At 55.9% G+C, this 24,854-nt stretch carries 20 protein-coding genes; 17 read left to right on the top strand and 3 right to left on the bottom strand.

What is annotated here, in order from left to right; translation table 11 throughout:
- The first annotated feature begins 262 nt into the window (after positions 1-262).
- Genes HMPREF2614_RS08350 through HMPREF2614_RS08365 form a run of 4 tightly spaced genes read left to right on the top strand, consistent with a single transcriptional unit; the run spans position 263 to position 4,127 of the window.
- The gene (locus HMPREF2614_RS08350) at positions 263-1,219 is read left to right on the top strand and encodes an iron-siderophore ABC transporter substrate-binding protein (protein ID WP_016421885.1); all 957 of its coding nucleotides are present in this window, start codon (positions 263-265) and stop codon (positions 1,217-1,219) included.
- Positions 1,220-1,270: 51 nt separating this feature from the next.
- Positions 1,271-2,287 (top strand): FecCD family ABC transporter permease, encoded by a 1,017-nt coding sequence (locus HMPREF2614_RS08355; protein ID WP_222867362.1) that lies wholly within the window; start codon positions 1,271-1,273, stop codon positions 2,285-2,287.
- Complete coding sequence (locus HMPREF2614_RS08360; RefSeq protein WP_370547508.1) at positions 2,284-3,336, top strand: FecCD family ABC transporter permease; 1,053 nt, start codon at positions 2,284-2,286, stop codon at positions 3,334-3,336. Before HMPREF2614_RS08355 ends, HMPREF2614_RS08360 begins: the two co-directional genes overlap by 4 nt.
- Positions 3,333-4,127: an ABC transporter ATP-binding protein gene (locus tag HMPREF2614_RS08365; RefSeq protein WP_016421888.1), complete on the top strand. Its 795-nt coding sequence runs from the start codon at positions 3,333-3,335 to the stop codon at positions 4,125-4,127. The genes HMPREF2614_RS08360 and HMPREF2614_RS08365 overlap by 4 nt, the downstream gene beginning before the upstream one ends.
- Here HMPREF2614_RS08365 and HMPREF2614_RS08370 read toward each other — a convergent pair.
- Together HMPREF2614_RS08370 and HMPREF2614_RS10940 are read right to left on the bottom strand one after the other, a co-directional pair.
- On the bottom strand, positions 4,124-5,047 hold the full coding sequence (locus HMPREF2614_RS08370; protein WP_070560682.1) for a siderophore-interacting protein: 924 nt from the start codon (positions 5,045-5,047) through the stop codon (positions 4,124-4,126). The genes HMPREF2614_RS08365 and HMPREF2614_RS08370 overlap by 4 nt on opposite strands.
- A 111-nt stretch (positions 5,048-5,158) precedes the next feature.
- Entirely contained in the window at positions 5,159-6,502 is a 1,344-nt protein-coding gene (locus tag HMPREF2614_RS10940; protein ID WP_083300216.1) for an IS3 family transposase, read from the bottom strand.
- 367 nt (positions 6,503-6,869) lie between these two features.
- On the opposite strand from HMPREF2614_RS10940, the gene HMPREF2614_RS08380 reads away from it, so the two are divergent.
- From HMPREF2614_RS08380 to HMPREF2614_RS08415, 8 genes are all read left to right on the top strand, one after another.
- Positions 6,870-7,517 carry a hypothetical protein gene (locus HMPREF2614_RS08380; protein WP_049190903.1) on the top strand — a complete coding sequence of 216 codons (648 nt, stop codon included), beginning with the start codon at positions 6,870-6,872 and terminating at the stop codon, positions 7,515-7,517.
- Between the two features lie 939 nt (positions 7,518-8,456).
- Complete coding sequence (locus tag HMPREF2614_RS11365) at positions 8,457-11,408, top strand: VaFE repeat-containing surface-anchored protein (RefSeq protein ID WP_070560684.1); 2,952 nt, start codon at positions 8,457-8,459, stop codon at positions 11,406-11,408.
- 9 nt (positions 11,409-11,417) lie between these two features.
- Positions 11,418-12,185 (top strand): class F sortase, encoded by a 768-nt coding sequence (locus HMPREF2614_RS08390; RefSeq protein WP_038627376.1) that lies wholly within the window; start codon positions 11,418-11,420, stop codon positions 12,183-12,185.
- Between the two features lie 165 nt (positions 12,186-12,350).
- On the top strand, positions 12,351-12,710 hold the full coding sequence (locus tag HMPREF2614_RS08395; protein WP_005511660.1) for a hypothetical protein: 360 nt from the start codon (positions 12,351-12,353) through the stop codon (positions 12,708-12,710).
- Between the two features lie 673 nt (positions 12,711-13,383).
- On the top strand, positions 13,384-15,000 hold the full coding sequence (locus HMPREF2614_RS08400) for a SpaH/EbpB family LPXTG-anchored major pilin (protein ID WP_070560686.1): 1,617 nt from the start codon (positions 13,384-13,386) through the stop codon (positions 14,998-15,000).
- 237 nt (positions 15,001-15,237) lie between these two features.
- Entirely contained in the window at positions 15,238-16,251 is a 1,014-nt protein-coding gene (locus HMPREF2614_RS08405; RefSeq protein WP_239392967.1) for a class C sortase, read from the top strand.
- Positions 16,244-17,176: an isopeptide-forming domain-containing protein gene (locus tag HMPREF2614_RS08410; protein ID WP_049181738.1), complete on the top strand. Its 933-nt coding sequence runs from the start codon at positions 16,244-16,246 to the stop codon at positions 17,174-17,176. The genes HMPREF2614_RS08405 and HMPREF2614_RS08410 overlap by 8 nt, the downstream gene beginning before the upstream one ends.
- Entirely contained in the window at positions 17,176-20,367 is a 3,192-nt protein-coding gene (locus HMPREF2614_RS08415; protein WP_049181735.1) for an LPXTG cell wall anchor domain-containing protein, read from the top strand. The genes HMPREF2614_RS08410 and HMPREF2614_RS08415 overlap by 1 nt, the downstream gene beginning before the upstream one ends.
- A 107-nt stretch (positions 20,368-20,474) precedes the next feature.
- Here HMPREF2614_RS08415 and HMPREF2614_RS08420 read toward each other — a convergent pair whose 3' ends face one another.
- Positions 20,475-21,107: a trypsin-like serine protease gene (locus HMPREF2614_RS08420; RefSeq protein ID WP_049181734.1), complete on the bottom strand. Its 633-nt coding sequence runs from the start codon at positions 21,105-21,107 to the stop codon at positions 20,475-20,477.
- 823 nt (positions 21,108-21,930) lie between these two features.
- Between HMPREF2614_RS08420 and HMPREF2614_RS08425 the strand changes: the two genes are divergently transcribed.
- The 5 genes from HMPREF2614_RS08425 (at position 21,931) to HMPREF2614_RS08445 (ending at position 24,796) form a co-directional block, all read left to right on the top strand.
- Positions 21,931-22,458: an Asp23/Gls24 family envelope stress response protein gene (locus HMPREF2614_RS08425; RefSeq protein ID WP_049181732.1), complete on the top strand. Its 528-nt coding sequence runs from the start codon at positions 21,931-21,933 to the stop codon at positions 22,456-22,458.
- A gap of 65 nt (positions 22,459-22,523) precedes the next feature.
- Positions 22,524-22,721, top strand: a complete 198-nt coding sequence (locus tag HMPREF2614_RS08430; protein WP_005511694.1) for a hypothetical protein — start codon at positions 22,524-22,526, stop codon at positions 22,719-22,721.
- Entirely contained in the window at positions 22,718-23,806 is a 1,089-nt protein-coding gene (locus HMPREF2614_RS08435) for an Asp23/Gls24 family envelope stress response protein (protein WP_070560688.1), read from the top strand. The genes HMPREF2614_RS08430 and HMPREF2614_RS08435 overlap by 4 nt, the downstream gene beginning before the upstream one ends.
- Positions 23,793-24,248: a hypothetical protein gene (locus tag HMPREF2614_RS08440; RefSeq protein ID WP_070560689.1), complete on the top strand. Its 456-nt coding sequence runs from the start codon at positions 23,793-23,795 to the stop codon at positions 24,246-24,248. Before HMPREF2614_RS08435 ends, HMPREF2614_RS08440 begins: the two co-directional genes overlap by 14 nt.
- On the top strand, positions 24,245-24,796 hold the full coding sequence (locus HMPREF2614_RS08445; RefSeq protein WP_049181724.1) for a hypothetical protein: 552 nt from the start codon (positions 24,245-24,247) through the stop codon (positions 24,794-24,796). The genes HMPREF2614_RS08440 and HMPREF2614_RS08445 overlap by 4 nt, the downstream gene beginning before the upstream one ends.
- The last annotated feature ends 58 nt before the right edge of the window (positions 24,797-24,854 follow it).

Here is a 24,854-nt window from a genome sequence, read left to right on the forward strand (position 1 = left end):
CGGTGACAGTGGCCAGAGTGGCTAGGGTGGCCAGAGTGGCGTCGGGTGGCCAGCGTGGCGACGATGGCCAGGGCGGCGATGGAGTCGGTAGCGGCCGAGCAGGAAGCGGACTAACTTAGGGTAGCCTGTTGTGTGGTTAGCCTTACCTGTGTAATATAGACCCGATTGCTGTGTTGGCCGTAGCCGAAAGAGGCCATCAGTCTCTTGGGGCTACGGGTACTTTACAGCGTCTCAAAGAGTTCCTTACACATTAGGCTTTCACATGTTTCGAAACAATTCGCTGACCCGTCGAGCGGCGCTGAAGACCGCCGCTGTCTTGGCAGCATCCACTCTTGTTCTGTCTGGTTGCTCCCGAGGCGACGACGCGGCGGCGTCAAAAAATGAGGGCACCGGGGACGAGCGCATCGCCGCAGTTGGCCTGGGAGACAGCGATACCTTGCTCGCTCTAGGCATCCAACCAGTCCTCGTAGCGCCCTGGGGTGCTGAGGGAGATGTTGATGCGTCTGGCGTCGGCCCATGGGCTACCGAAAAGCTCGGCGACAACAAGCCTGAAGTGGTTTACGGTACTGCCAACGGATTCACTGCTGAAATCCTGGAGAAGATCTCCGCCGCTGATCCGGACAAGATCATTGCGGTGAACTCTGCCGTAGACGCGCAGGCGAAGAAGGCGCTTAATGACATCGCCCCAACCACCGTTAAGCCAGACGGTGCCACGGACTGGCAGATCCCCTGGCGGGATCAGGTCAACCAGATCGCCGGCGCTGTAGACAAGCAAGAAGAAGGCGACAAACTCGTCGAAGAAACGCAGAAGGCCTTCGATGATTTCCAACAGCAGCACCCTGAGCTCAAAGGCAAGCGTGCGGCTATTGTCATGCCTTATCAGGGAAAGATCGGCCTGTACACCTCCGGTGACGGTCGCGGGCAGTTTATCAAGAGTCTGGGCTTCGAGATCCCGAAGGAGCTCGAAGGTAACGGGGGCGAGTTCTACCGCGACATCGCACCTGAGAACTACAGCGACCTCAACAACGTCGATTACCTCTTCATCCTTGATTACCAGGGTGCCGCCGATACCTTGAAGAAGGATCCAACATTCAGCAAGCTGGACGTTGTTCGCGAAGGCAAGGTCCGCTGGATGGACGAAAACGTGGGCAATGCAATGAGTATGCCGAACCCATTGACCATCCCCTGGGCAGTCGACAAGTTCTCTGACGCAATTTAATTGAAAGTGTCCGTTTCAAGAACTCGACATTCTTTGGTGTTTTCCCGGCGTTTGCTTACTTCGGCCGCACTCGTTGGCTTGGCTTTGCTGCTGCTTGCCTCCCTGTACTTGGGTTCCAAAGATCTTTCCATTGGCGAAGTGACCAGCATCCTCATGCATGGTCCGCACCCATCTACGCAATCCGGCATCAATGCTGAACAGTCCGGCATCATTTGGGACTTGCGCGTTCCGCGCACCCTCTTGGCTGTGATCACAGGCGCAGCCCTGGCTATGGCGGGTGCCATTGCTCAGAGCTGGACCCGCAACCCCCTGGCAGATCCCGGCATTATCGGCGTGAACGCTGGAGCAAGTTTCGCAGTCGCTGTGGCACTGACCTTGGGCTGGGCAACGACGGTCGGGGAGCGGACACTTGTAGGGCTCGTCGGGGCGGCCGTCGCTGCCTTAATCGTGCTGTTGATTTCCCGCGTATCGCGTAACCCGCTAACTCTGGTACTCGTGGGCGTGGGAGTTACCTTCGCCCTGCAAGCGGCCACGAATATGCTGAGCCTCTATTCTTCCGACACCCTGGAAGGGCTCCGCCGCTGGACCGTTGGCTCTACGGCTGGGCGGGGTATGGAAGACGTGGCCTTAGCTGCTTTAGGTCTAGCACTAGGTGCTCTATGTGGTGCGCTTGCAGCACGCCCGCTGGATCTACTTGCGATGGGAGAGGACTCCGCCCGTTCCCTTGGCAGCTCGCCCACGAGAACCCGCTTGTTGGCTGCCGCAGCGGTGATCATCCTCGCCGGCTCGGCGACAGCCACTGTGGGGCTTGTGACATTCGTGGGCTTCGCCGTGCCACACCTACTACGCCCGTTTACCGGCCCGTCCCTGACTCGCCTCTTGCTGCCGACCGGCATTGTTGGTGGCGCGGCTGTGTTGCTAGCCGATATTGTGGGCCGCTTCGTCCTGCAGCCTAACGAGCTGGAAATGTCCATTGTCTTAGCTATTGTCGGTGCCCCAGTGATGATTCTGGCGGTGCGACGTAAGAAGAGTTCACCGACCTCGAATGACTCGGAGCTGACGATATGAGCGATATGACGTCTATCCGTAGTATTAAGCGTTCACGAAGCAGGAGCGTCCTGGCGGCTTCGGCAGGGTTCGCCCTCATAGCGGCTCTTTGTTACTGCTTAATCCTGGGGCAAGGAGCGGTGAAGCTCAGCCCGATGGAAGTCATCGAGGTTCTCACCGGTGGGGGCACACAGCAAGCAATCAACGTGGTGTGGGATCTCCGCCTGCCTGTAGCAATCGCTACCGTTCTGGTCGGCGCGGCTCTAGGGCTGGCAGGTGCGTGGACTCAGACCATGGCCCGCAATCCGCTGGCCAGCCCGGACATTCTCGGTGTATCCGGCGGCGCGGCGGTTTTGGTTGTGGCGGGCACCGTAGTTACCCGCCCTGCATGGAGTGAGGGGGTGCCGACGTTCTGGTGGCGTGCTGCACTCGCTTTGCTTGGCGCACTAGTGATCGTTGGTTTGCTCGTTCTACTCGGTGGCTTCGGGACGTCGCAGCGCGTAGTGGTCATCGGCCTGGCACTGTCTTTCCTCACGCAGTCTTTAGTGCAGTATCTCCTGCTCCGGGCTGACTTAACTCGTGCCACGGATGCCCAAACTTGGCTCGCTGGGTCTACCGGCTTTGTGCGTATGGAAGCTTTGTTGCCTATGGTGTTGGGCCTGTTGCCCTTCGTAGTTTTAGGCCTCTGTGTTACGCGCGATGTCCCTCTTCTTTCTCATGATGACGCTACCGCGTCCACACTTGGGGTAAATGTCACGAGGGTGCGCGCTATTTTGCTCATTGCCGCAACGGGCATTGTCGCGGTGGTGGTTTCCTTTGTCGGCCCAATTGGATTCGTGGCACTATTGGCTCCTCAGCTGGCCAAGCTGGTGGCCGGAACGCCCACGCCCCATCCGTTGTGCTCTACTTTTGCAGGCGCTGCTCTATTAGCTGCGTGCGCCGTCGTGGCGGGCGCACTGCCATTTACATCCCCTGTGGGTTTGGTTACCGCCATCATCGGTGGCCCCGCGTTGGTGTTGCTTGTGTGGTTGGCGGCCCGTCGCGGAACTCTGAAAGGAATGGTTCAATGAACGTTCAAGTTGATCACGTCACCGTGGGCTACAACGACGGCCCAAGCATTGTTAAGGACGTGTCTTTCACTGCAGAGCCCGGGAAGGTCACCACGCTCTTAGGCCCCAATGGTTGTGGCAAGTCGACGTTGCTCAAGACGCTTTCTCGGCTGCTTGCTCCCGCCGAAGGACGGGTTCTTGTAGAGAAAAAGGACGTGCATAGTTTGCGGTCGCGCGAAGCCGCCCAACTAATTGCGCTTTTGCCACAACACCCGCTGTGTCCGGCGGGATTGACCGTTGGAGAACTTGTGGAGCGCGGACGGCACCCTTATCGTCGATCGCTCTGGGGTGGGGGAGCGACGGCGTCAGAAGATAAAGAAAAAGTGCGCGAGGCGCTGAAGAAGACGAAGGTTGACCATCTTGTTGCCCGCGACGTGGCGGAGCTTTCTGGCGGCCAGCGGCAGCGGGTCTGGATGGCGATGGTGTTGGCGCAGGATACGCCAATTGTGCTGTTGGACGAACCGACTACCTACCTAGATCCGGCACATGCGATAGAGATTCTAAGTATCGTGCGGGAGCTCGCTCAAGAGGGCAAGACGGTGATTACCGTACTTCATGATCTTGGCCTGGCGGGAGCTTTTAGCGACGAGATGATCGTCATGAAGGAAGGGGAAAAGATCGCCGAGGGTTCTCCAAAGGAGGCTCTGACGGTGGATGTGTTGCGCGAGGCATATGGCCTGAATGCCGAGGTGTGGGAAGATCCCCGCGGTATGGCTCCGATTATTGTGCCGCGAGGGATTGTGGCTAATTAAGGCCGTGCCCTGCCTAGGAACCAATAGGGGCACCACTGCACGGATTCGCTATTGAGGCCCCAGGTGTGAATTGCGTGGCGCCGTACTTTCTTGCAGAGCTGTCCTTCACCCGCGACCCAGACGTACTTCGACTGTGTTGCGGGGTGTTCGGCACGGTCCAGTTGCTGTAGGTGGGACATCACTGCCGTGCTGAAGTCCGTTGTAGCGCTAAACAGCACTTCTAGGCTGCCCAGCTTGCTCTCCCAGTCGGCGACGAGGGATGGCTCGAGGTCACCATGGTTCTCGGCGACCACTACGAGGTGTATGTCGCGCAACTGTTCCGGGGCAAACGCATCCGCGTAATCCAAAATGGCGCGAACGGAAGGTACGGCAGATGGGTCTGCGATAAGTGTTTGTGAACTTTGCGCGCGGTGCCAGAGGCCCTGGCATGTCCAGATGCCTACCTGGTCGCCAACACGAGTTGCAAGAGCCCAGGCGAGCCCTGGTCCGACGTGCTCATCCTTTGGATTTTTGACGCCATGTGTCGCCACGTCGAAAGTTATCTGTCCGCACTCGGGATCGAGTGAGCGTACGGTGTACCAACGTAAATTTGGGCGTTGGGTCTCCGGCATGGCTGTAACGCTTGCGCGGATATTGGCGCCACCTCCGTGGAGTGGTAAATGGAGATTCTCGCCGGGCTTAGCCGGCATAAAGAGGCCAAAGAATTCGTCCGGGCCGGAAAGCTGAAAGCCGACTAGCTCGGGGGAGCGGATGACAATCCTCTGCAGGTTTTCTGCCGGGGCGCTGACGTCATAAACAGTGGCGCGGATGATTCGATGGTGCGGTTCAGAAGGGGCGGCCAAGAGTAGGTGGTCCGAAAAGGTTGCGCGGTAGGCGGAAGTGTTCGTCGGAGTGTTCAGGGTAACTGGGTTCGAGGTCATAGTGGGAGTTAACTTACCCTTACCTAAAGCAAAAGTGAAAGGGTGAGGGGCAGAAAAAGCCCGGCGGGGATCCGAGGTGAACTGGTCCCCGAAAGTTGGACTGGTTTAACTCTAGGCGGTTAGGGCTTCAAGCGTCTGATTCCGATATTGCATCGGGGTCAGGCCCTTGAGTCGTTGTTGGACGCGTTCGGTGTTGTACCACCCGATGTACTCATCGATTACGTGGTTGAACTCTGCGACAGTGTCGAAGACTTCTCCGTGGTACATCTCGGTTTTCACGTGGCCGAAGAAGTTCTCCATGACCGCGTTGTCGTAACAGTTGGCTTTACGCGACATCGACTGAACACCACCGTTGTCGCCAATCAAGTCACGCCACGAGGCATGCTGGTACTGGAAACCTTGGTCAGTGTGCATCATCCACCCGGGTTCAGGTGCCCACGCCGCGATCGCCTTGGACAAAGAATCGGTGGTAAACGCGGTCGACGGCGATGTAGCCACGGTGTGGGCAACAATTGAACGGTCGAACAGATCCATCACCGGTGACAGGTAGACCTGGCGGCCTGCGATTCTAAACTCGGTGACGTCGCTGACAAAGACGGTATTTGGCTGATCCGGGGTGAATTTGCGGTCAAGCTTGTTGTCAGCAATGCGGCTGATCGTCCCAACATAGGAAATATACGGTCTACGTTGGCGAATCTTAGCTCGCAGCCCCATCTCGCGCATGAGTTTGTAGACGAGTTTGTGGTTGACCACCCAGCCCTGGTTACGCAGGTCAAGTAGCACTCGTCGGTAGCCGTAGCGATGCTTGTTACGCTCGAAGCTTTCCCGAATCGCTTGCTTGAGCTCGGCGTGCTTATCTGGCTTACTGAGTCGTTGTTGGTGGTAGAAGAACGTCGACCGTGGCATACCTGCTGCCTCTAGGAGATATTCCAAGCGGTGGTGAGACTTGAGGATGACAATCGCCTGGACTTTCAGGCGCGTCCCTGATTCCTCAAGTCCCGCAATTTTTTTTAGATAGGCATTTTCGGCCCGCAACCGTTCGTTTTCGCGACGCAGCTTGTCTTCCTCCGACAGCGGCTTCGGCGTGACCGATCCTTTGGGCCTGCCCTTCGGCTTTGGTTTCAACGCGTCATCGCCGTCTTTGCGCCATTTCCACGACCACCCGCGGACCAGCTGCTGTGATGACAGGCCAAATTCACGTGCAAGATCCATCGCTGTCTCGCCAGCAAGGTGGCGTTGGGCAACTTCCTTCTTGATCTCGAACGAGTACTGCTGCTTAGTCGGTTTCTCCACAAGACATAGCCTGCCATGCAGCTTAAACCGACGACAGAGCATACGGGCGGCATACTTGGAGACACCAAGGGCATTGGCAGCGGCTGTATAACCCATGCCTTGCTGAAATAGTTCAACCAATTGCTCGCGCTGATATTCACTTAGCGAACTTCGTGCTCTCAATGACAACTACTCCCCACTAGTCGGTAACTGATTTCTCAGTCCAACTAATGGGGAGCAGTTCATTAGGTGCCGAGGCGTTTCTGCTGGAAAAGGCGAGCCTGGTTTGGGGTGACCAAACGGCTAGCAATGTGACCCGTGACATGCGACGTTTGGGCATAAGTGCAGGTTAAATTTTGCCGTTATTCTGTTTCCAATTTCCTGGCTGAAGTGGGTCGAATTTCTATATTGTGACCGTTTTTCATCACCGGTACGGTTTTCGTGTGAGCACGGCAGTGGCCGCAAAGGAGAAGGCGAGAAGCCCTTTACCTTCAGCTCTGGGCATCGCGCCACACCATTTATCTACACTTCATTTTTCTAAAGGATCATCATGGATAACCTGTGCAACATCTGCGAACTGATTTCCTGCTTGCCAGCACCGGCTCCGCTGCCGGTACCTGAGTTCAACGTGAACTTCCCGGAGGGCCCGCTGATTCAGGTCGACTCTCTGTTCCCGAACTTCCACTCTCTGACTGAGGGCGGCAACCTGGGTCTGCAGAATATTGGCGGCAATCAGGACAACGCTCTGCAGAACGTCGGTGGCAACCAGGGGCTCCAGAACGCGGGCGGCGACCAGCTGAACGGTGGCGACCAGATTGGCGGCGACAAGCTGGACAAGGGCGACAAGGTCGGCGGCGATCAGGTTAACGACAAGGGCCAGATTGGTGAGCGTCAGTCCGGTTTCCAGACCGGTGGCCAGGATCAGAGCCTGCAGAACGTCGGTGGTGACCAGGGTCTGCAGAACGGTGGCCAGGAGCAGGGTCTCCAGACTGGCGGTAAGAACCAGAACGGCCTTCAGACTGGCGGCCAGGAGCAGGGGCTCCAGACCGGTGGTAAGAACCAGGGTGGCCTCCAGACTGGCGGCCAGGAGCAGGGTGCCCAGACCGGCGGCAACAACCAGGGTGGCCTGCTGGCCGAGGACGGTGCGGGTGACAACCTGCCAGTCGACCTGGACCTCACCGGTGCAAAGGCTATCTAAGGCCGTTTAAGCTGACTTAGGCACTGCACTACAACGACACTGCGCAGCTATTAGCTCTCGCAGCTATTAATACGTAACAGCGCACGAGCGCCTTCTCACTCCTTGTGGAGTGGGGAGGCGCTTTTCTGTGTTTATAGCTGGCGACGTTGGGCCGATCCGAGTTACTGACTGCGTTTATGTCAAAAATGGCCCGAAAAATGGCCTGAAAGTGTCATAAACTCGCACAGTTTCACATTTGCAGTCCCCTATTCAGTCGCGTTTTACATAACGTGATCTGTTGGAATGCCGTGAATCAGACCCATTTTTGTCTATTAACCGCGGATGGAGAGGTTGGGGCGGAGGGGCGATTATTTATGCAGCCGCAATTAGCACACAATTATGTGGCTTATTAAATGATGTCCGGGGATTCTTTTGCAAATAGTCTTGAGATATCATTTTTGCTCTTAGAGATTTATTGGCTTGCATTTTCATTAGGTGGGGGTGGGGTGTTGGCTGTGCCGTAACTCACAATTATGAAAATCGTGACATGGGAGACATTCTAACCCAAATTAATGGGCGGGGATTCATTGAAAAAACTTCATATGCGCAGGTTAATCGTGATTTTATGGGTTGAATGGCCAGATGTCATGGAGGAAAGTGGAACTTCGGCATGCGTGTGGTGTCCAAATGGCTACCCCAGAAAAAATATGCAAACAATAATTATTGATATTGAAATAAATGACAAGAGGGGTGGCAATTAAATGGCTCAACAAACATAAAATGTATTTGTTATATTCAGGGGCGGCCAACGCTATAAATGAGAATTAGAAGGCGATGTCAACTGGGCTACCTGTGATGGGGGCTGGAGACGCTTATGCGTGGTCATTGATTGTTAATTGAAGGCTGGAAAGGTAGCGAAAAGTGTATAACGCACTGAAATCGAAGGAAGGGGGAGGGCTCATGTTCGGTCGTTTTACAAACGAGAAGCGCTGGTTGGCGCTTTTTAGCTTCATGGCTGTGCTCGCTCTTTTCTTCGCTAAATCTCCGATACTTGCGCATGCGCAGGAGCCAGAGGACACTGGCGAAACCCTGACGATTCAGAAGATTCTGAGTGTTCCTGGAACCGTTGAGGGTGTTGAAGCCAATGGAAATGTCCGTAATTTTGGGCCACTCATTGCGGCATTTGACGAGGCTGCAACTCCATTTGGTAGCCACAAAATGGGTTACTGCATTGAGGCCAGCGTCGGCGGTGATCTTTATGACACCGGTCGTGTGCAGAACTTCAGTCAGTTCTCGCGCAGTACAGATACCAATAATAAGCTGCGGAACGACTTTGACCGATACCGGAAGCTCAACTGGATTGCGCACCACGGTTCGCCAGCTGTTGGTTTGGATGAACTGGGGAAGGCAGCTGGAGTTAAAGGCCGTCTGAATGTGCTGGATGCGAATAACGCAACTCAATTCGCTCTGTGGCACTTCTCCGATGACATTGACTTCTCCAAGGGCATTCACAACCCATCGACGAAGGCTGTCTACGACTACCTCACTGGTCCGGCTAACGTCGGTCAGGGCACCGTCGACGGTACGAACCGCACTGGCTACATTTTCAACAATGGTAAGAAACAAGACATCATTGTGATTGACAATGTCACTCCGTCTTCCGGTGAGGTTCCAGCAGAGCCGACGAAGCCGTCTGAACCGGAGAAGCCGACCGAACCGGAACAGCCAACCGAGCCAGAGAAGCCGACTACTCCGACCACGCCTACGGAGACCACGACCCCGTCCGAGTCGACCAAGCCGTCCGAGCCGGAGAAGCCGACCACACTTAAGCCGTCGATCTCCACTCAGGCTCGCCTAAACGGCAACAAGATTGTTGCGGGCGCTGTGGTTAAGGACATCGTGAAGTTCACTGACCTGGTTCCGGGTAAGAACTACCGCCTGGATGCCACCCTGGTGGACAAGACCAATGCTGATCGCATCTTGGGTACCGGCAGCGTCGAATTCACTCCGGAGACCTCTTCGGGTGAACAGACTGTCATGATTACCGTCTCCGATGATGTGGATGAGCCGGTTTCCGCTGCTGTTGCATTTGAAAAGCTGACCTCGACAGAGGTCACCGCCGATGGCCAGGACAACGCCGATGGTCAGCCGGTAGAAATCGCCTCCCACGAGGACATTAACGACGCAGCTCAGACCGTTCACGGCGAAAAGCCGGAACAGCCGACGACCTCCGAAGAAACTCCGACGAGCGAGGAGACAACCGAGGAAACAACGGAGCCGTCGTCCAGCGAGACCGCTACTTCTGAGACCAGTGAGTCTGAGGCTCCGACGACGTCGGAAAGCGAAGAGCAGCCGAGCTCTTCGACGACTACTCCTAACGCCTCCGAGTCCACGAAGCCGGCTGCCCCGACGGAGCCGACCGAGCCGACTGACAGCACTGAGTCGCAGACCACGGAGCCGACCGAGCCGACTGACAGCACTGAGTCGCAGACCACGGAGCCGACCGAGCCGACTGAGACTACCGAACCGTCCAAGCCGAGCGAGCCCGCTGATACGCCGCTGGAGCCGGAGCTACGCACGGTAGCTGAGCTTCAGGGCAACCGCATTGAGGCTAATGCCAAGGTTGTCGACACCGTACATTTCGAGGGCCTGGTGCCTGGTAAGAACTACACCCTCTCCGGTGAACTTGTTAATAAGGCTGATGGCTCTGTGATTGGTCATGGCGAGGCGACGTTCAAGCCGACGTCGGCAAGCGGTACTGTGACTGTCACTCTTGAGGTGTCTGACTCTGTTAAGACTCCTGTTGCTGAGGCTGTCGTATTCGAGCACCTGACCTCTGATGAGGTTGACTCGACTGGTAAAGAAAGCGCTGGTCAGGTCAATGAGATCGCTGACCACGCAGATATCAACGACGCAAACCAGACCGTGACTGGCGAGGTTCCGGAGAAGCCGGAAGACACCCCGACTGAGGAAAGCGAAACTCCGTCCGAGGAGACGACCGCACCGGAGACCAGCTCGACTGAGCCGACCACGTCCACCGTTCCGGTAACTCCGAGCGAGGATGAGCCGTCCGAGCAGCCGGAGACGACACAGCCGGAAGAGCCGTCTGAGACGACAACTCCGTCTAAGTCTGAGTCCGAAAAGCCGAGCAAGCCGACTAAGCCTGCCCAGCCGGAAAAGCCGAGCAAGCCGTCCAAGCCTGCCCAGCCAGAGAAGCCGAGCAAGCCGTCCAAGCCTGCCCAGCCGAACCACCCGAGCACCCCAGCGCAGTCTGAGGACAACCCAGCCATCACGACTACTGCCGGTATTGCCGGCAAGGCTCAGGTTGAGAAGGGCGCTGTCGTCATCGACACCGTGCACTTCACTGGCCTGAAGCCGGGCACGAAGTACACCCTGACCGGTGAGCTGATGTGCAAGGAGACGGGCAAGTCCACTGGCGCTAGGAGCCGCCTGCACTTTGTGCCGACGGCATCCGCAGGCACGGTTGATGTTCCGATCATCATCACTGATGCCGACTGCGCTTCTCAGGTTGTCTTCGAGACGCTGACCGATGCCAATGGCAAGGAAGTTGCTGTTCACAAGGACATCAACTCTGCGGAGCAGACTGTCACGAATGGCAAGACCCCAGAGAACACGCCCGCTGAGCAGTCCAAGGGTGAGGGCGAGCAGAATACGCCTAACGACGATTCCTCCGCACCCACCAGCGATGCTGCCACCCCGAACACTGTGATTAATCAGCATTCGGAGCAGTACAACACCAACGTCACTGTCATTGGTGGCACTGGCCAGGACAAGCAGAAGAACCATGGAAAGCCGTTGGCTCCGAACTCGGAACGACGTGCAATTAGTTCGGTTCCGTCTGGCCCGACCGGTTTGGCTACTCACGCTCTGCCGACGGTAGCTACGAACTAAGGAGATTCCATGACTGATCAGTTTGGCTCGGACGAGGCCGGACAGGAACCTGGAAACGCACCAGGTTACGAACCGGGCATCGAACCGGAAACCGATACCGGCGCACTCGACCACGTTGATGCGTTTGACCAGGACGAAGACCAGGCCGACGGCCATGTCGAAGACCTGCAGGACGTGCCGTGGTGGAAGCAGCCAAGGATGTATATCGCCGCTATCGCATTAATCGGCGTTATCGCTCTGCTGGTTATTGGCCAACTGAACCGCAATGATTCGGCGCTCGAAGGTGCGCAGGAGAATCTGCCCACTCCAGCACAGGGTTCTCGGGGAGCTGTGCACGAGATGGAGATGCTCATTGATGGTAAGTCGGCTCCGATTGATTTCGTTCAGCTGACTGATCAGGGATCTCTGATTCCGCCGACGGATGTTTCACGCCTTGGCTGGTACTCAGCTTCCGCGATTCCCGGTGAGGAAGGTGCTGCTGGTTCGTCCGTCATCACCGGCCACGTCAATGAGGTGGACCAGGGTGATGGCTACGCTGCACGTTTCGCTGACCTGAGGGCTGGAGACACTGTCACGGTGAAGGTGGATGGCGAAAGCCGCGACTTCACCGTCAGCCACGATCCGATTCAGGTGGTCAAGGGCGCTCGGATGCCCGAGGCCGTCAACGATGCAGTTGGTGAGAACCGCTTGGTTCTCATTACCTGCGGAGGCGAGTTCGTCGGCGGCACGTTGGGATACGCAGACAACATCATCGTCGAGGCCACCCCGGTGCGCTAATCCAGTGCGCTAGGGCGCGGCTCTCAATTCATTGACCAATTCCATTGGCTGTGGTTGTTTGGCGCCGTCGAACAACGGCGGTGCCGCTAACCACAGAAAACACAGATAACCACAGAACAAATCTGCAGAAACACTGCAGAAACACTGAAGATAAGGAAGGTACCTATGAGCATGTTGAAGAAAATCGGTGTCTGGGGTGTGGGCGCACTTGTGCTTGCCGCTCCGGTTGCTACTGCCGCACAGGCGGTAGCTGCACCTGCAAACTCTGCTGACACCGCAGTTGTCGCCCCGGGCAAGGGCGGATTCCTCCACTCGGGCAAGCTGGCCGTCAACCGCTACGTCTTCGAGCTTGAGCATCGCGATGGCAAGGACTACGTCAACATCACTTTCACCGGTGACCACAGCGCTGACGTGCAGATCATGCCGGATGGTATGACTCCCGAGGGCAAGAAGAAGGTCGATCAGATTGGTGACGTCCTCAAGCTCAACGGCTACAACGATGTTCATTACTGGGCGGTTCTCTAAACGTCTTAACTGACGCGGTAGGGCGCCCCGTGTCGCTTACTGTCTTTGTGTTTTTACAGATCCTAGCACAGGGCGGTGCGTCGCGGGGCGGTTTGCTGCAAACGGCTTTTGCTTTCGCTTGACGACGTTGTCGTGGCAACAAATTCGAGAAGGTTGATAAGTCCCCATTTTCCTGGGATGTACTGGGGGGATGACGGTTTCCCATGGAGGTAATCGGCATGGGTCATTTGGCTGCCCCCGGTTGTGGGGGGTGGGTGGATTCTGCGGGGATTCGAGAATGTTTTGGTCTGATTGGAAAAAGTCGTTGTGACCTCTATAAAAGCGATACCAATCTTCGATAATTCTTACTTTTGTATAAGTTTTCCGTGCGTTCCGGCTTGGCGGCGTGTTTGCGTCGAGTGTTGGCTAAGCGCTGAACAGGTTAAGTTATTTATAAGCGGTTCACTGAGCGTTGTTAACCGAACGAGCAATGGGCCTGAGCTGGAATGTTTATAAATATAAACATAAAAGTTCATGATGCTTAAGCTTAGAAGGTTAGGCGGACTGGTCTTTCCTTTAAGGGAACTCTCAGTTTTGTGCGGTCGGGGAATATCAATGTCGCCGTCTGAAGTGAATCGCGAGACGTATTGAAGCGTGTCGCTTCATTTTGGACTTCTGTAAAGGACCTGTTTTCGTGAATAAGTTCTCTCGTACCGCTCGTTCGGTAACCTTCGCTGCCATCGTGGGTCTGTCGATGGGCGTCTCCGCCCCGGCTGCAATCGCTCAGGACACTGCCGTCAACCAGGCTGCCGGCGACTCCCCACTGGTGAATAAGGGCGCCAAGGGCTCGCTCACCATTCACAAGTTCGGTAACCCGACCGGCGAAGGACATCCCTCTGGTACCGAAGCTGACGTCAAGGATGTTGAGGCCAACGGTGGCCAGAAGCTTGAAGGTGTCGGCTTCACTGTTTACAAGATCAACAAGACTGCAGACGGCGCTACCGACATTGATGTCACCACCAACGAGGGTCTGCTGGCTGCTTCGAAGCTGAAGGCATCTGACTTCTCTCAGGGCGCAGCTCTTAAGGGCGACCTTCGTGCGGGGGTCCTGCAGAAGGTCGCAGACGGCAAGACTGACGCAGACGGCAAGTGGAACGTTGGCACGGATTTGCCTCTCGGTGCTTACCTGGTTGTTGAGACTTCCCCGAAGGAAGGCTACGACCCAGCTGTTCCGTTCATCGCTTTCGTTCCGATGACCAGCAATGGCAAGGTCGGCGCCGAGACTCAGGGCACCACCTGGAACTACGACGTTCACGCATTCCCGAAGAACTACAAGGACGAAGAGCCGGACAAGACCGTCAAGGACAAGGACCAGAACGCAGGCGACAAAAACCTGGTCTACACCGTCACAGGTACTGCTCGCCAGCTGAAGCCGAACACGGAGCGCACCCAGTTCCAGATCACTGACCAGATTGACCCGAAGCTGGAAATCACCGACGTGAAGGTGACGGTCGCTGGCCAGGAGATCCAGCCGACGCAGGATGTTGATGGGAAGTTCTTCGAGGGCAACAAGGTCGACGTCGACCTGAAACCAGAAGTTGCAAAGACTCTCAATGCTGGTGACAAGGTCGTCGTTACCATCACCACCAAGCTGAAGCCGCAGTTCGAGAACGCTACCGACATCGCACCGAACACCGGTTTGGTCTTCCAGAACAACCCAGACGGTACCGAGAACGACACTCCGAAGAAGACTCCGGAGGTCAAGACCTACTGGGGCGGCCTGCAGTTCAAGAAGGTCGATGGCGACCGCAAGGGTCTGGAAGGCGCTGAGTTCCAGATTGTCCGTCAGGAGGCTGGCAAGCAGTGCTCCGAGATTGACACCAAGAAGAAGGACTCCTGGACTCCGGTAAACGGTCAGCAGGGTGGCGAGGTTAAGACCACCTTCGTCTCCGACCAGGACGGTACCGTCAAGATCACTGGTCTCCACGTCAACGACTTCGAAGACAACGCTGTGGTTGAAAACGACAAGCAGTCCCACTACTGCCTGATTGAGACCAAGGCTCCGAAGGGCAAGGAGCTGCTGCCGGAGGCTCTCGAGTTCAAGCTGGTTGCTACCTCGACTGACCCGGAGCGCGTCTACGAGCTGGCTTCCGTCCAGGTCGGCGCTAACGAGGGTGAGGTTGTTAACTCCGACGACACCACCCCGAACCTGCCGATGACCGGTGGCGCCGGTGTTGGCATCCTGGCTGCTATCGGTGCAGCTATCGTAGCAGCTGGTGCATGGTTCGCCCGCCGCGGTTCCAAGAACTAAACCCGAGTAAAGGCTCGGTCACTGGAGCGCTGTAGCTCCAGTGTTGCGGGAATAGCGTGCGTTCAACAGCGCACGCCATTCCTGTAGTTTGCGCATCACTGAAATTACTGTTGCGGCCTTTCGATGTGCTCTTTTTCAACAGCAGGCAACCCCATGCCGGTGAGAAAGAGAAAGGCCACATCCCTTTTTGATTGACTTCTTGGGAGTTCCTCCGTGGGTAAACACTCTGCGTCGACGCTGACGCGGGACGCATCAGATGACCAGCCTGATCAGCCTGAGCAGGCGAAGAAGAACAGCATGGTTCTCCCCGCAATTCTGGTGATTGTGGGTTTACTTGTGATGCTGTACCCGGTTGTCTCCACGGCATTGAACAATTACGGCACCTCTAAGGCGGCCAAAGAGTTCGCCAAGTTGGAAAAGTCCGTACCCCAAGAAGTTAAAGATGAACAGTGGGAACGCGCTCATTCTTACAATGAGCGCCAAACCACCGGCCCGATTCTGGACCCGTGGCTTAACGAAGTTAATGACCACAACCCCGAGTACGCCGCTTATCTCGATCAGCTAAACGCTACCGACGTGATGGCGCGTCTGATCTTCCCAGAGATTCAGGCCGACCTGCCGATTTACCACGGCACCAGCGATGAGGTGCTCGCCAAGGGGCTCGGACACCTATACGGATCCGATCTTCCAGTCGGCGGTGTTGGAACCCACTCCATCATTACCGGTCACACCGGACTTACTAACGTAACGCTCTTCGATAACCTGCGGAAAGCAAAAGAGGGAGACGCCTTCTATATCCAGGTCGCAGGTCACAAGCTGAAGTACGAGATTGATCAAATCAAGGTTGTACTTCCGCATGAGACCGATGATCTTCGTCCCATTGAAGGCCAGGACTACATCACCCTCATCACTTGCACTCCTTACGGAATTAACACGCATCGTTTGCTAGTGCGTGGGCACCAAGTGCCGATGGATCCGTCGGAAAGCAAAATCTTCGATCAAACGCACGGAGCTGGATGGCAGTGGTGGATGTATGCCCTGCTTGTAGCGGTACTTGTGCTTGGCACGGGCTTTGCGTGGTGGCTCTGGCGCCAGCGCCTCGACGCCGACGAAGAGCTTGACGACGACGCCGAGAACGCGGACGTCGAGACTGCTGATGGCGACGCAGACAGCGATGGACTCGCTGACGGCAGCGAATCAGCGTCCGAGGATAATAACAACACTTCGTGGTGGGAAAACGACAATGAATAAATCTTTGACATCCACCTGGAACCGGATAGCTGCGTTCTTAGCTGCCTGCGCTCTGGTTTCAGCAATGGGTGCAGTTGGCGCGAATGACGCCAACGCGGCCAGAATTGTTGGGCATCAGGATGCCCCGGGCGTTTCAGCAACGAGCGGCACGGACATTGTGCGCATTACCTTGAGCCCAGGAAACCCGGACGATGATAATTCGCCAGCTTCGGGTTCTATTTCTGGTGTGACCGTCCATCTGGAGCGTCTCAAGGGAGTCTCGCCGTCTAGGCCGCAGGACCGCGAGAAGGTTGAAAAGGCCACTGCCGCTGAGCTTGCTGCGTGGCCGAAAGACCTTCACTTTAGCCAGGTCACTGATGAAAACGGCTCCGTGAAGTTCAGCGATTTGCCGCAGGGTATTTACCTCGTTACCTCGACGGCTCCGAACGACAGCTACCGGGAGATTAATCCCTTCCTAGTATCGGTGCCGTTCTATGGGCTGGATTATGACTCCACTCCGGTAGAGGGAGTCATTGTGGCGAAGTCGCATAAGCCGGGGGAGACGCCACCACCGTCGACACCTCCGACAACTCCGCCGAAGACCCCGCCAACGACGCCGCCGGCAACACCGCCGAAGACTCCACCGACGACGCCGGGCACATCGACTCCGCCGAAGACCCCGCCAACGACGCCGACAACACCGGGTGAACCGGGAACCTCGACGACCCCGTCGACTACCTCCACGCCACCTGATGAGCCGGGGACCTCGACACCTTCGGACTCTTCTGGATCCTCGTCGAGCTCCGGAAGCAGCGGAAGTTCCGGCTCGCTGGCGCTTACCGGTGTACAGGTGGCAGGGCTGGTAGCTCTCGCCGCAGCCCTGATTGGTGGAGGATTCGTCATTATCGCCGCTAGCAGGAAGAACTCAGAAAGTAGGAAGAACTAATGTTTTCGACAACATTCCGCTTGCCGGATTCACTGCGAACTGTGCTTCGCATGTTCTTGGCTGCTTTGCTAGCGGTAGCTCTCGTTGTCAGCGGTCAGGCGTTTGCGCCCAACGCGCCGCAGGCGCAGGCGCAGACGGAGGTCATTCCGACGTCTCCGCCGAAGTATGAGTTTAAGAATATTGATGCTCGCCCCACTCCTGAATACGAGTTCACAATCGATAGGGATGCGACTATTGACAGCCTGCAATTCAACGTTGGTGGGAAAGGATGGATTCAGGGCTATAGTTTGAAAATCAATGGCAGGGCAATCGACCCGCAGATCACTCGTAACGATAGTGCTCGACAGGCGCCACTCGAATTCGTACATAAGGGGTTGAATCAAACGGTAAAGTTGGGCGACAAAGTCACGCTCAGCCTTCACTACACTACCCCGAAAGGAACTGGCGACGTGGCCATAACCCTTCGTGGTACTCCTGACGGCTCCACTGAGCCCACCGAACCGAGTGAGCCAACAGACCCGTCAACGGACCCGACGGAGCCTACCCAGCCGACAGAGCCGACTGAGCCCACCGAGCCAGAGACCCCGGAGCCGGAACCGGGGCCGGGAACGATAACTCCAGCAGAACCGACTCTTGTCGACCCTGCTACTGCACCGGAGTGCGTGGAGAAGGCTTATATCAATATCCCGGATACCAAGGGAGTTGATTACTACCTCAACGCAAAAAAGGCACCCGCCGGACCTCATGTCTATGAGCAGAACAAGCCAGGAACTGTCAAAGTCACTGCTGTGGCGCAGCAAGGTTTTAAGCTTGCCCCGAATGCGCGTACCGAGTGGACTTTCAATCTAAGTGGTGAAGTTAAAAACTGCTCAAATTCCTCCGAAGACCCCAAGCCACCGGCTGTCGAAGGGCGTCACTTTGATGCCATCGGTCACGAGTTTGCAGTTAAAGCTGACCCAGTAGATCCGAAGAAGCCCAATGCCTTTACGGCTAAGGTGACTGAGGAGTCTCACATGAAGTATGCAACGGTGCGTATCGAAACTGACGCGACTTTCTTGGATCCGCAGAAGTACAACCTCACTCTGGATCAAATTGAACCAGGTGTGACTTTGCAGAAGCGCAACGTCAACATTGGCAATGGGTTCATCACTATGGACGTTGTTCCGGTAAAGGACGGCAAACCGGTTGACTCTGCTCTCGTGCCTAAAGATGCAGTGTTTACCTTCACCAATAATCTTTCACAGAACAAGAACCTGAAGGTGACGCTCGACGTGTACGGAGAGAAAAAGAGCACACCAAAACCACCAGAGATTATTACTCCGCCGGATGGAGCTCAGTGGGTTCATGGACGTGTCGCTAACCCGCCGATGCCGCAGCGTTGTGGTCTGCGCATTGCTGTGGTGGCCGACCTGTCCACCTCACTGAATTACGCTGATTCAAATGGCTTTACCGAGTCGAAGCGGGCGGCAAATGCTTTGATTGATTCGTTGGCTGGAACCCCTGCAGAACTGGGTATCTACAACTTCGCGGGTGGAGCGCCACGTGCTGCTAACGGCTCAACCTATGGGCAGAACCCTCCTTACATCTCGTTGCAATCAGAACAAGGTGTAAACCGGGCAAAGAGCATTGTCGCTAATTGGCAAGGCGACGGCTCGACCAACTGGGAGGCAGGCCTCAAGCAGGTCGCGGCAGGAAACTATGACGTGGTGTACTTCATCACCGACGGTATGCCGACATATTCCTCGAAAGCGCCCGGATTAAAACTTGGTGGCGAATTTGTTCAAGAATCTGCCCTTAACCAGGCAATCGACGCAGCAAATGAGCTGAAAGCGGCCGGAACTCGCATCGTCCCGATTATGGTCGACTTGACTGTAGGTGGAACGCATGCTCGGCACACAACTGTTACTCAGGATCTCGTGCTGAAAAATGTACGTTGGTGGAACTCGAATGTATCCAATTCAGAGCCAGGGCTTTATTGGCAGTTCACAAAAAACTACGTGGATGCTGCGAGTTACTTAAAGACGAATACCACGGCAAATTTCGAGCTAGCTTTCAAGGGGGACGGTTTCAGTGTGTTTGAGCGTACCCCGGACGGACGTTGGAATAACATCACGAGAAATCAATCCAAGTGGACCTATGGTCCACGTGGGGTTAAGACCATGGGTGAGGATATTTCCGGTACAGGCGACACCATCCGAGTTGAGCAATACTCCAAGCTCGCCGCGCAGATGAAGCAGATCGGTGAACAACTCGCTTCTCGTTGTAACGGTGTAGTGAAGGTCAAGAAGCGGATTGTCGATGAAAACGGCAAGGTCCTCGAAGACGGCGCCCCAGGTTGGGAGTTCACTCTTTCTGCGAAGAACAATGTCATCAGTTCTGGTAATGGCCCGTTGGTTCATCAGTCGATGAAGGTAACCTCCGGATCTGAATCCGATAAGGGTACTGCATCGTGGAACATTGAAAGCGAGCGTGAGCAGTCGCTGGTTCTGGCTGAAACACAGAAGCAGGGCTTCACTTTGTTCCGCCGCGGTGACACCTTGGATTCCACCGGTGACTTCAACGCCGTATGTACTCAAACCCGCGACGGGAAAACCTCACCTCTCAAGGTGGAGAATGTGGGCGAGTTCGGTTTCCGCGTAAAGATGTCGGAATCCAATAAGGTCCTGTCTTCCATTTCCTGTGTCGTCGATAACTACGAAGCACCGGACACCAAGCCGGGCAAGCTGACCTTGGAAAAGGCAGAGTACGTCGATGGTGAGGGAGTCAAGATTCTACCGGGACTTGGTGGTGCGACCTTCGATATCTACCCCTCGGCAGGTGGTCAGCCAGACCACAGTGGAGGACCGGTCTACACCATCACGCCTGATCAGAAGTCGATTGAAATCACTGAGACTGGCACTTTCTACCTTGTAGAAACGATGGCACCGGCAGGACTTAGCCTGCTGCCAGAGCCAGTAGCTTTTGAAATCTCAATTGACCAGGAGACCAAGGAGTACACCGTCTCAGTGGTAGGTGGCAGCAGCCCGCTTATCAAGGCCGAAGGCTCCGGCGAACTCATGATCATGCAGGTGACCGACACCAAGACCGGTAAGCTGCCAAAGACCGGCGGAAACGGAGTTCTTCTCTGGACACTGTTTGGTGCGGTAATCGCAAGCTGCGGTTGGTTCTGGACTCGCCGCCAGCAGTCCTAATAACAAGAATGGGTTCTGTGCAGTCGCCTGCACAGAACCCATTGGGCAGCACAAAGAACAAGACTCGCGTCCCACCCATCAGGAAGCCCTACGCAAACAAAGCCCTCTTACCAGGGTGAATTAGCGGTGATATAGGAGCCAAGCTGCTGCCCGTTCCCATCGATGATGTTCCAATTAGTCGATACAACGCCAACAGCACCTTTTTCCGGAACCCATACAGGGCCACCGGAATCGCCGCGTTGAGCGTGTACATTCTGAACCTGTAGAGCGTTGTCCTCGATTTGGTATGCCTCTCGATCAGCGGCTAAACCGCAGGTCACTTTCCCCGTAGTGTTTCCGTATATGCAGACTGTCTCACCAGTTTGAACATCTGTTGGGGATATTATTGAGTCACCCGAATACGAATTCTCACCGGCAGTAGCGGGGTCATCAAGCGAAACAACTCCGATATCGTTTCCCGTATCTAGTGAATGGTTATAGGTGGGAGACGGTTGGAATACTCCAATTTTCTGGAAGGTCCCATCCGTCACCGTGTCTCCTTCTTGCCCACAATGACCTGCTGTGTAGATCTGAGAGTTGGTTTTGTCGACGTAGCCAGCTGTACAGACACTGGCTTGTGGCCCATTAGCGTGAACGATAACAACTGGATCACCTTGGTTGATAGTGGCAGCGTAGGCCGGTAGTCCGGTTGTAGCCGTGATGATGGCAGTGACAGTGAAAATCCATGAAGGTCTATTCATGGGGAAATCTGCTCCTCAGTGAGTTGGTCGGTGGCGGCCCAAAAACTGGTTCTGGCGCTTCCAGGTCGCACATTGAAAAGCATTTCCTCTGGTTGATTTTCCTAGAGGGCGAATACGAACGCGCATGGTAAGCGTCCAATCATCCTAAAGATGCGCAAAAACGAAGCTAATCTCGTCGAAAAAGATGGAACTTAAGCGTGCCGGGCAGTTTATATACCCGTTTCGTATCGCGAATATAAGGAAATGTATAAAACTATCAGTTAAGGCAGAACCTACGCTCAACTGAGCAATCATGTGCGATAGCGCTCCAAAAATGGGGTGGCAAAAAGGGCAACGCCTATCGGGGGAGCATGGCTAAACAGCTGCACTAACCAGCAGCAGAGTCGCCGCTGGCACTGTCGCCGTCGTCAAGCGCGGCAACCAAATCGTGGCGCGCACGAGTTCCAACCAGGGCCGGTACTAATCCAACGTCGAAATATGGAATAGTGCCGCAAATTGCACCTTGTTATACAAAGTTGTTGAATTTGTTAGCATTCTGCAGGCAAGTGGGGGCCGCTCGTAACATCAGAACCGTGAATGGCAGGTAAAAACTGCCGTCACGCAGGAGTAATCCAAAAATACAAAAATACCCGGAAGGCTGTGGACAAAAACAAATCAAATCTGCGATCCGGTTATCTAAGAATTTTTTATAACGAAAGCCCTACTAGAGGGGGTCTCACGCAGCTATGTACACCTAGCCGTACTGCAGGTTGCCTGCGGCAGTTATAGCATTGGCGTTGTCCAGACATTTCGTCTACATCACTGAGAATAGGAACGGCACATCATGGCTGACAATGCAAAGAACTCTGCTAAGAACACTCCGGCAACTCAGGCTGGCTCGGATTCTGCGAATAAGGGAACCGGCCACGGCCACACTTCTATCGACGACAGTGTCGTCTCCAAGATTGCAGGCATCGCTACCCGCGAGGTCTCCGGTGTCTATGACCTTGGTGGTGGCATGGATCGCTTCGCTGGTTCCGTCCGTGAGTTTGTCTCCGGCGGCAGCGCCAACGTGTCCCAGGGAATTGCCGTTGAGGTCGGCGAGCGCCAGGCTGCAGTGGACGTCACCATCATTGCTGAGTACGGCGTTGCCATCCATGAGCTGGCAGAGGCTATCCGTCAGAACGTCATTAGCTCCGTTGAGCGTATGACTGGCCTCGAGGTCACTGAAGTCAATGTTGATGTTTCCGATGTTCACACCGACTACCAGACCCCGCAGGAGCGCGAAGAAGAGGCCGCTAAGCAGCGCGAAGAGCAGCGCAAGGCCATCGCGGCTGCTAACGAGCCCAAGGAGCAGCCACGCGTTCAGTAGTTAACAACTATTGCGCGTCGAAGCCGGGCAGGATGGGCAGGTAAGCCCGTAAAAAGGGGAATTTCATGTTCGATAATTACACAAAGACCTTCGCGACGATTGCCGTTGTCCTGTGCTTCGCCGCAATGATTGGTGGTTTCACGGGCTTTCTTGCGGTTATTGCCTTCGGAGGTCTGGCCGGTGCAGCCGGTGCGGTACTCGATGGCAAAATCGACGCGCCCGAGCTCAACCGTAAGTTCAACCGAGGAGGCCGCCGACGGTGACTATCCACGTTCCAGCAACGCGTGGCACCACCGTCGTAAGCGAAAAGGCAATCCGCCGCATCGTAGAGATGGCCGTGCGCGCGGTTCCCGGCACCCTCGACCAATCCCGTGTGCTAGGGCGCGACTATCCAATTGTCTCAATCGACCGTGAGATTGCCCCTAGTTCTGCCACTACAAACGTCGTTAGTGCGGTTCGAGTCGCAGTTCGCGCCGTTGCATCATGGCCGGCGCCGACAGCGGAAATTGCAGTGCGCATTCGGTCCAGCGTTGCCACCTGGCTCGCTGACATGGCCGGACTTGAAAATGTCACCGTCGATGTTGACATCGACAGCGTCGAACCCGGGCACGTGCGTGTCACCAGAGAGGACTTGGCGCACTTTTCAGATCACCCGCAGGTGACACCTGTCCGGGTGAACCAGCAGGTAGTGACTACCCCGCAGGTGCGGTGGGTCCCAGAAGTGCAGTCCATCGCTGTACCGACGCCGCAGCCGGTACGCAGTATTTCAGTACCGCAGCCGCAGTCAGTGCGTAGCATTCAGCCGGTGACACCGCAGCCGGTACGCAGCATTACTCCGCCGCGTCCGCAACGGGTACGCAGTGTCCCAGCACCTGCTCCACAACCGGTGCGCTTTGTCATGCAGCCGAAGCCGCAACCAGCTGTGGCTATTAAGGCACCAAAGCCGCAACCGGCCCGTCGCGTTGTTGTGCCACCGCCGCTGCCAGTGGTTCGCACCCCGGCACCGAAGCCGAAACAGGTGCGTCGCACACCAATTCCACGGCCCATACAGCTGCGAAAGGTCACAGCGCCAAAGCCGACGTCCTTGATGCAGGTGAGTGTCCCGCGGCAACCAAAGCTGCGTCCGGTACGAGTGCCGTCGCCACGCACAATTAATGTCAAGGCGCCAAGACCAGCGCTACTGCGTCCGGTCAAAGTGCCGCGTCCAACTCGGCTGAAACAAGTTCGCGCACCGCGACAGGAGCAGCTGCGCCCGGTATCTGTGCCACAACCACGTACCGTGGTGGTAAGCACGCCAGAGCCGCGCCCACTGAAAAAGATTGAGGTGACACCCTATGACGCCGACTGAGAGGTCATCGGCCGCGGTGGTCTCGGACGAGTCAGTAGAAACTCGCCAGGGACGTGACCCGCGTCAATCACCGAAGGTCCGCGGGCTGGGAGTTTTCGCCGGTCTGTTGATGATTGCAGCGGCCATAGTCGCAGGTAGAGAAGCAATCATTAGCGCCAATAGCTCAGGTGACACCTCATGGTTACAACCGGTATTCGACTGGTTCAGCAACCCACAGGGCTCAGCCGCGTCATGGGTGTTGCTCCTCGTCGGAATCCTCGCTGCAATCTATGGGCTGGGACAGCTCATCGCGGTGTTTCTTCCTGCCCCGCGTCGGTATGTACGCGTCGATGACGATGCCAACCTGCCAGTTTGGATGCATAAGTCTGACTACCAAGAAATCCAGAATGGCACGGCACTTGCTTCCGGAACTCACGGCGGATACGAAGGTGATGACAAGTGAAAACATCAGTAAGCGTATTCGACCGAATTGTGCTGTTTCTTTTCTCAGCGCTGCTACTGCTGGTAGCAACATGGGCAATTGCGAGCTACTTCGGCGTCGCTCCCGCACAGTGGCTTCATGACACCGGACGGATGGACTCCTGGGGAAAAATACCTGAGCAAAGCTGGTATGTTCCCGTCCTCGGTGTGGTCACAGCGGTTCTAGCGGTCGTCGGCTGTATCTTGGTGGTCGCAAATCTGCGCTCGCACCGGTTCAGCACCGTCGCCGCAGCGGAATCACAAGAAAAACTGGGAGAGATTTCGCTGCCGGTCGCCGACGTTGCCGATGCGGTGTGCACCGATCTAGAGCGCAACGCACATATTAACCAGGCGGATTCGCGGGTCTACCGCGATAATGGAATCCCTACCTTGGAAGTGACCGTGGCAATGTCGCCGCACGCGAGCCTCCCCGCTGTTGTAGCTGCCCTGAAAAACGCGGAGCGTGATATGCGGGATGCCATCGGGCATGCTGATATCGCCTCGACTTACAAAATCGAGCTAGACCGTTAGTCAGCTTCGAGAGGCCACAACCTACAACGGCTAGCTACGTCCCCTGGCCGGAGCGGGT

This window comes from Corynebacterium sp. HMSC074C11 (assembly GCF_001809455.1).
GTDB lineage: Bacteria > Actinomycetota > Actinomycetes > Mycobacteriales > Mycobacteriaceae > Corynebacterium > Corynebacterium amycolatum.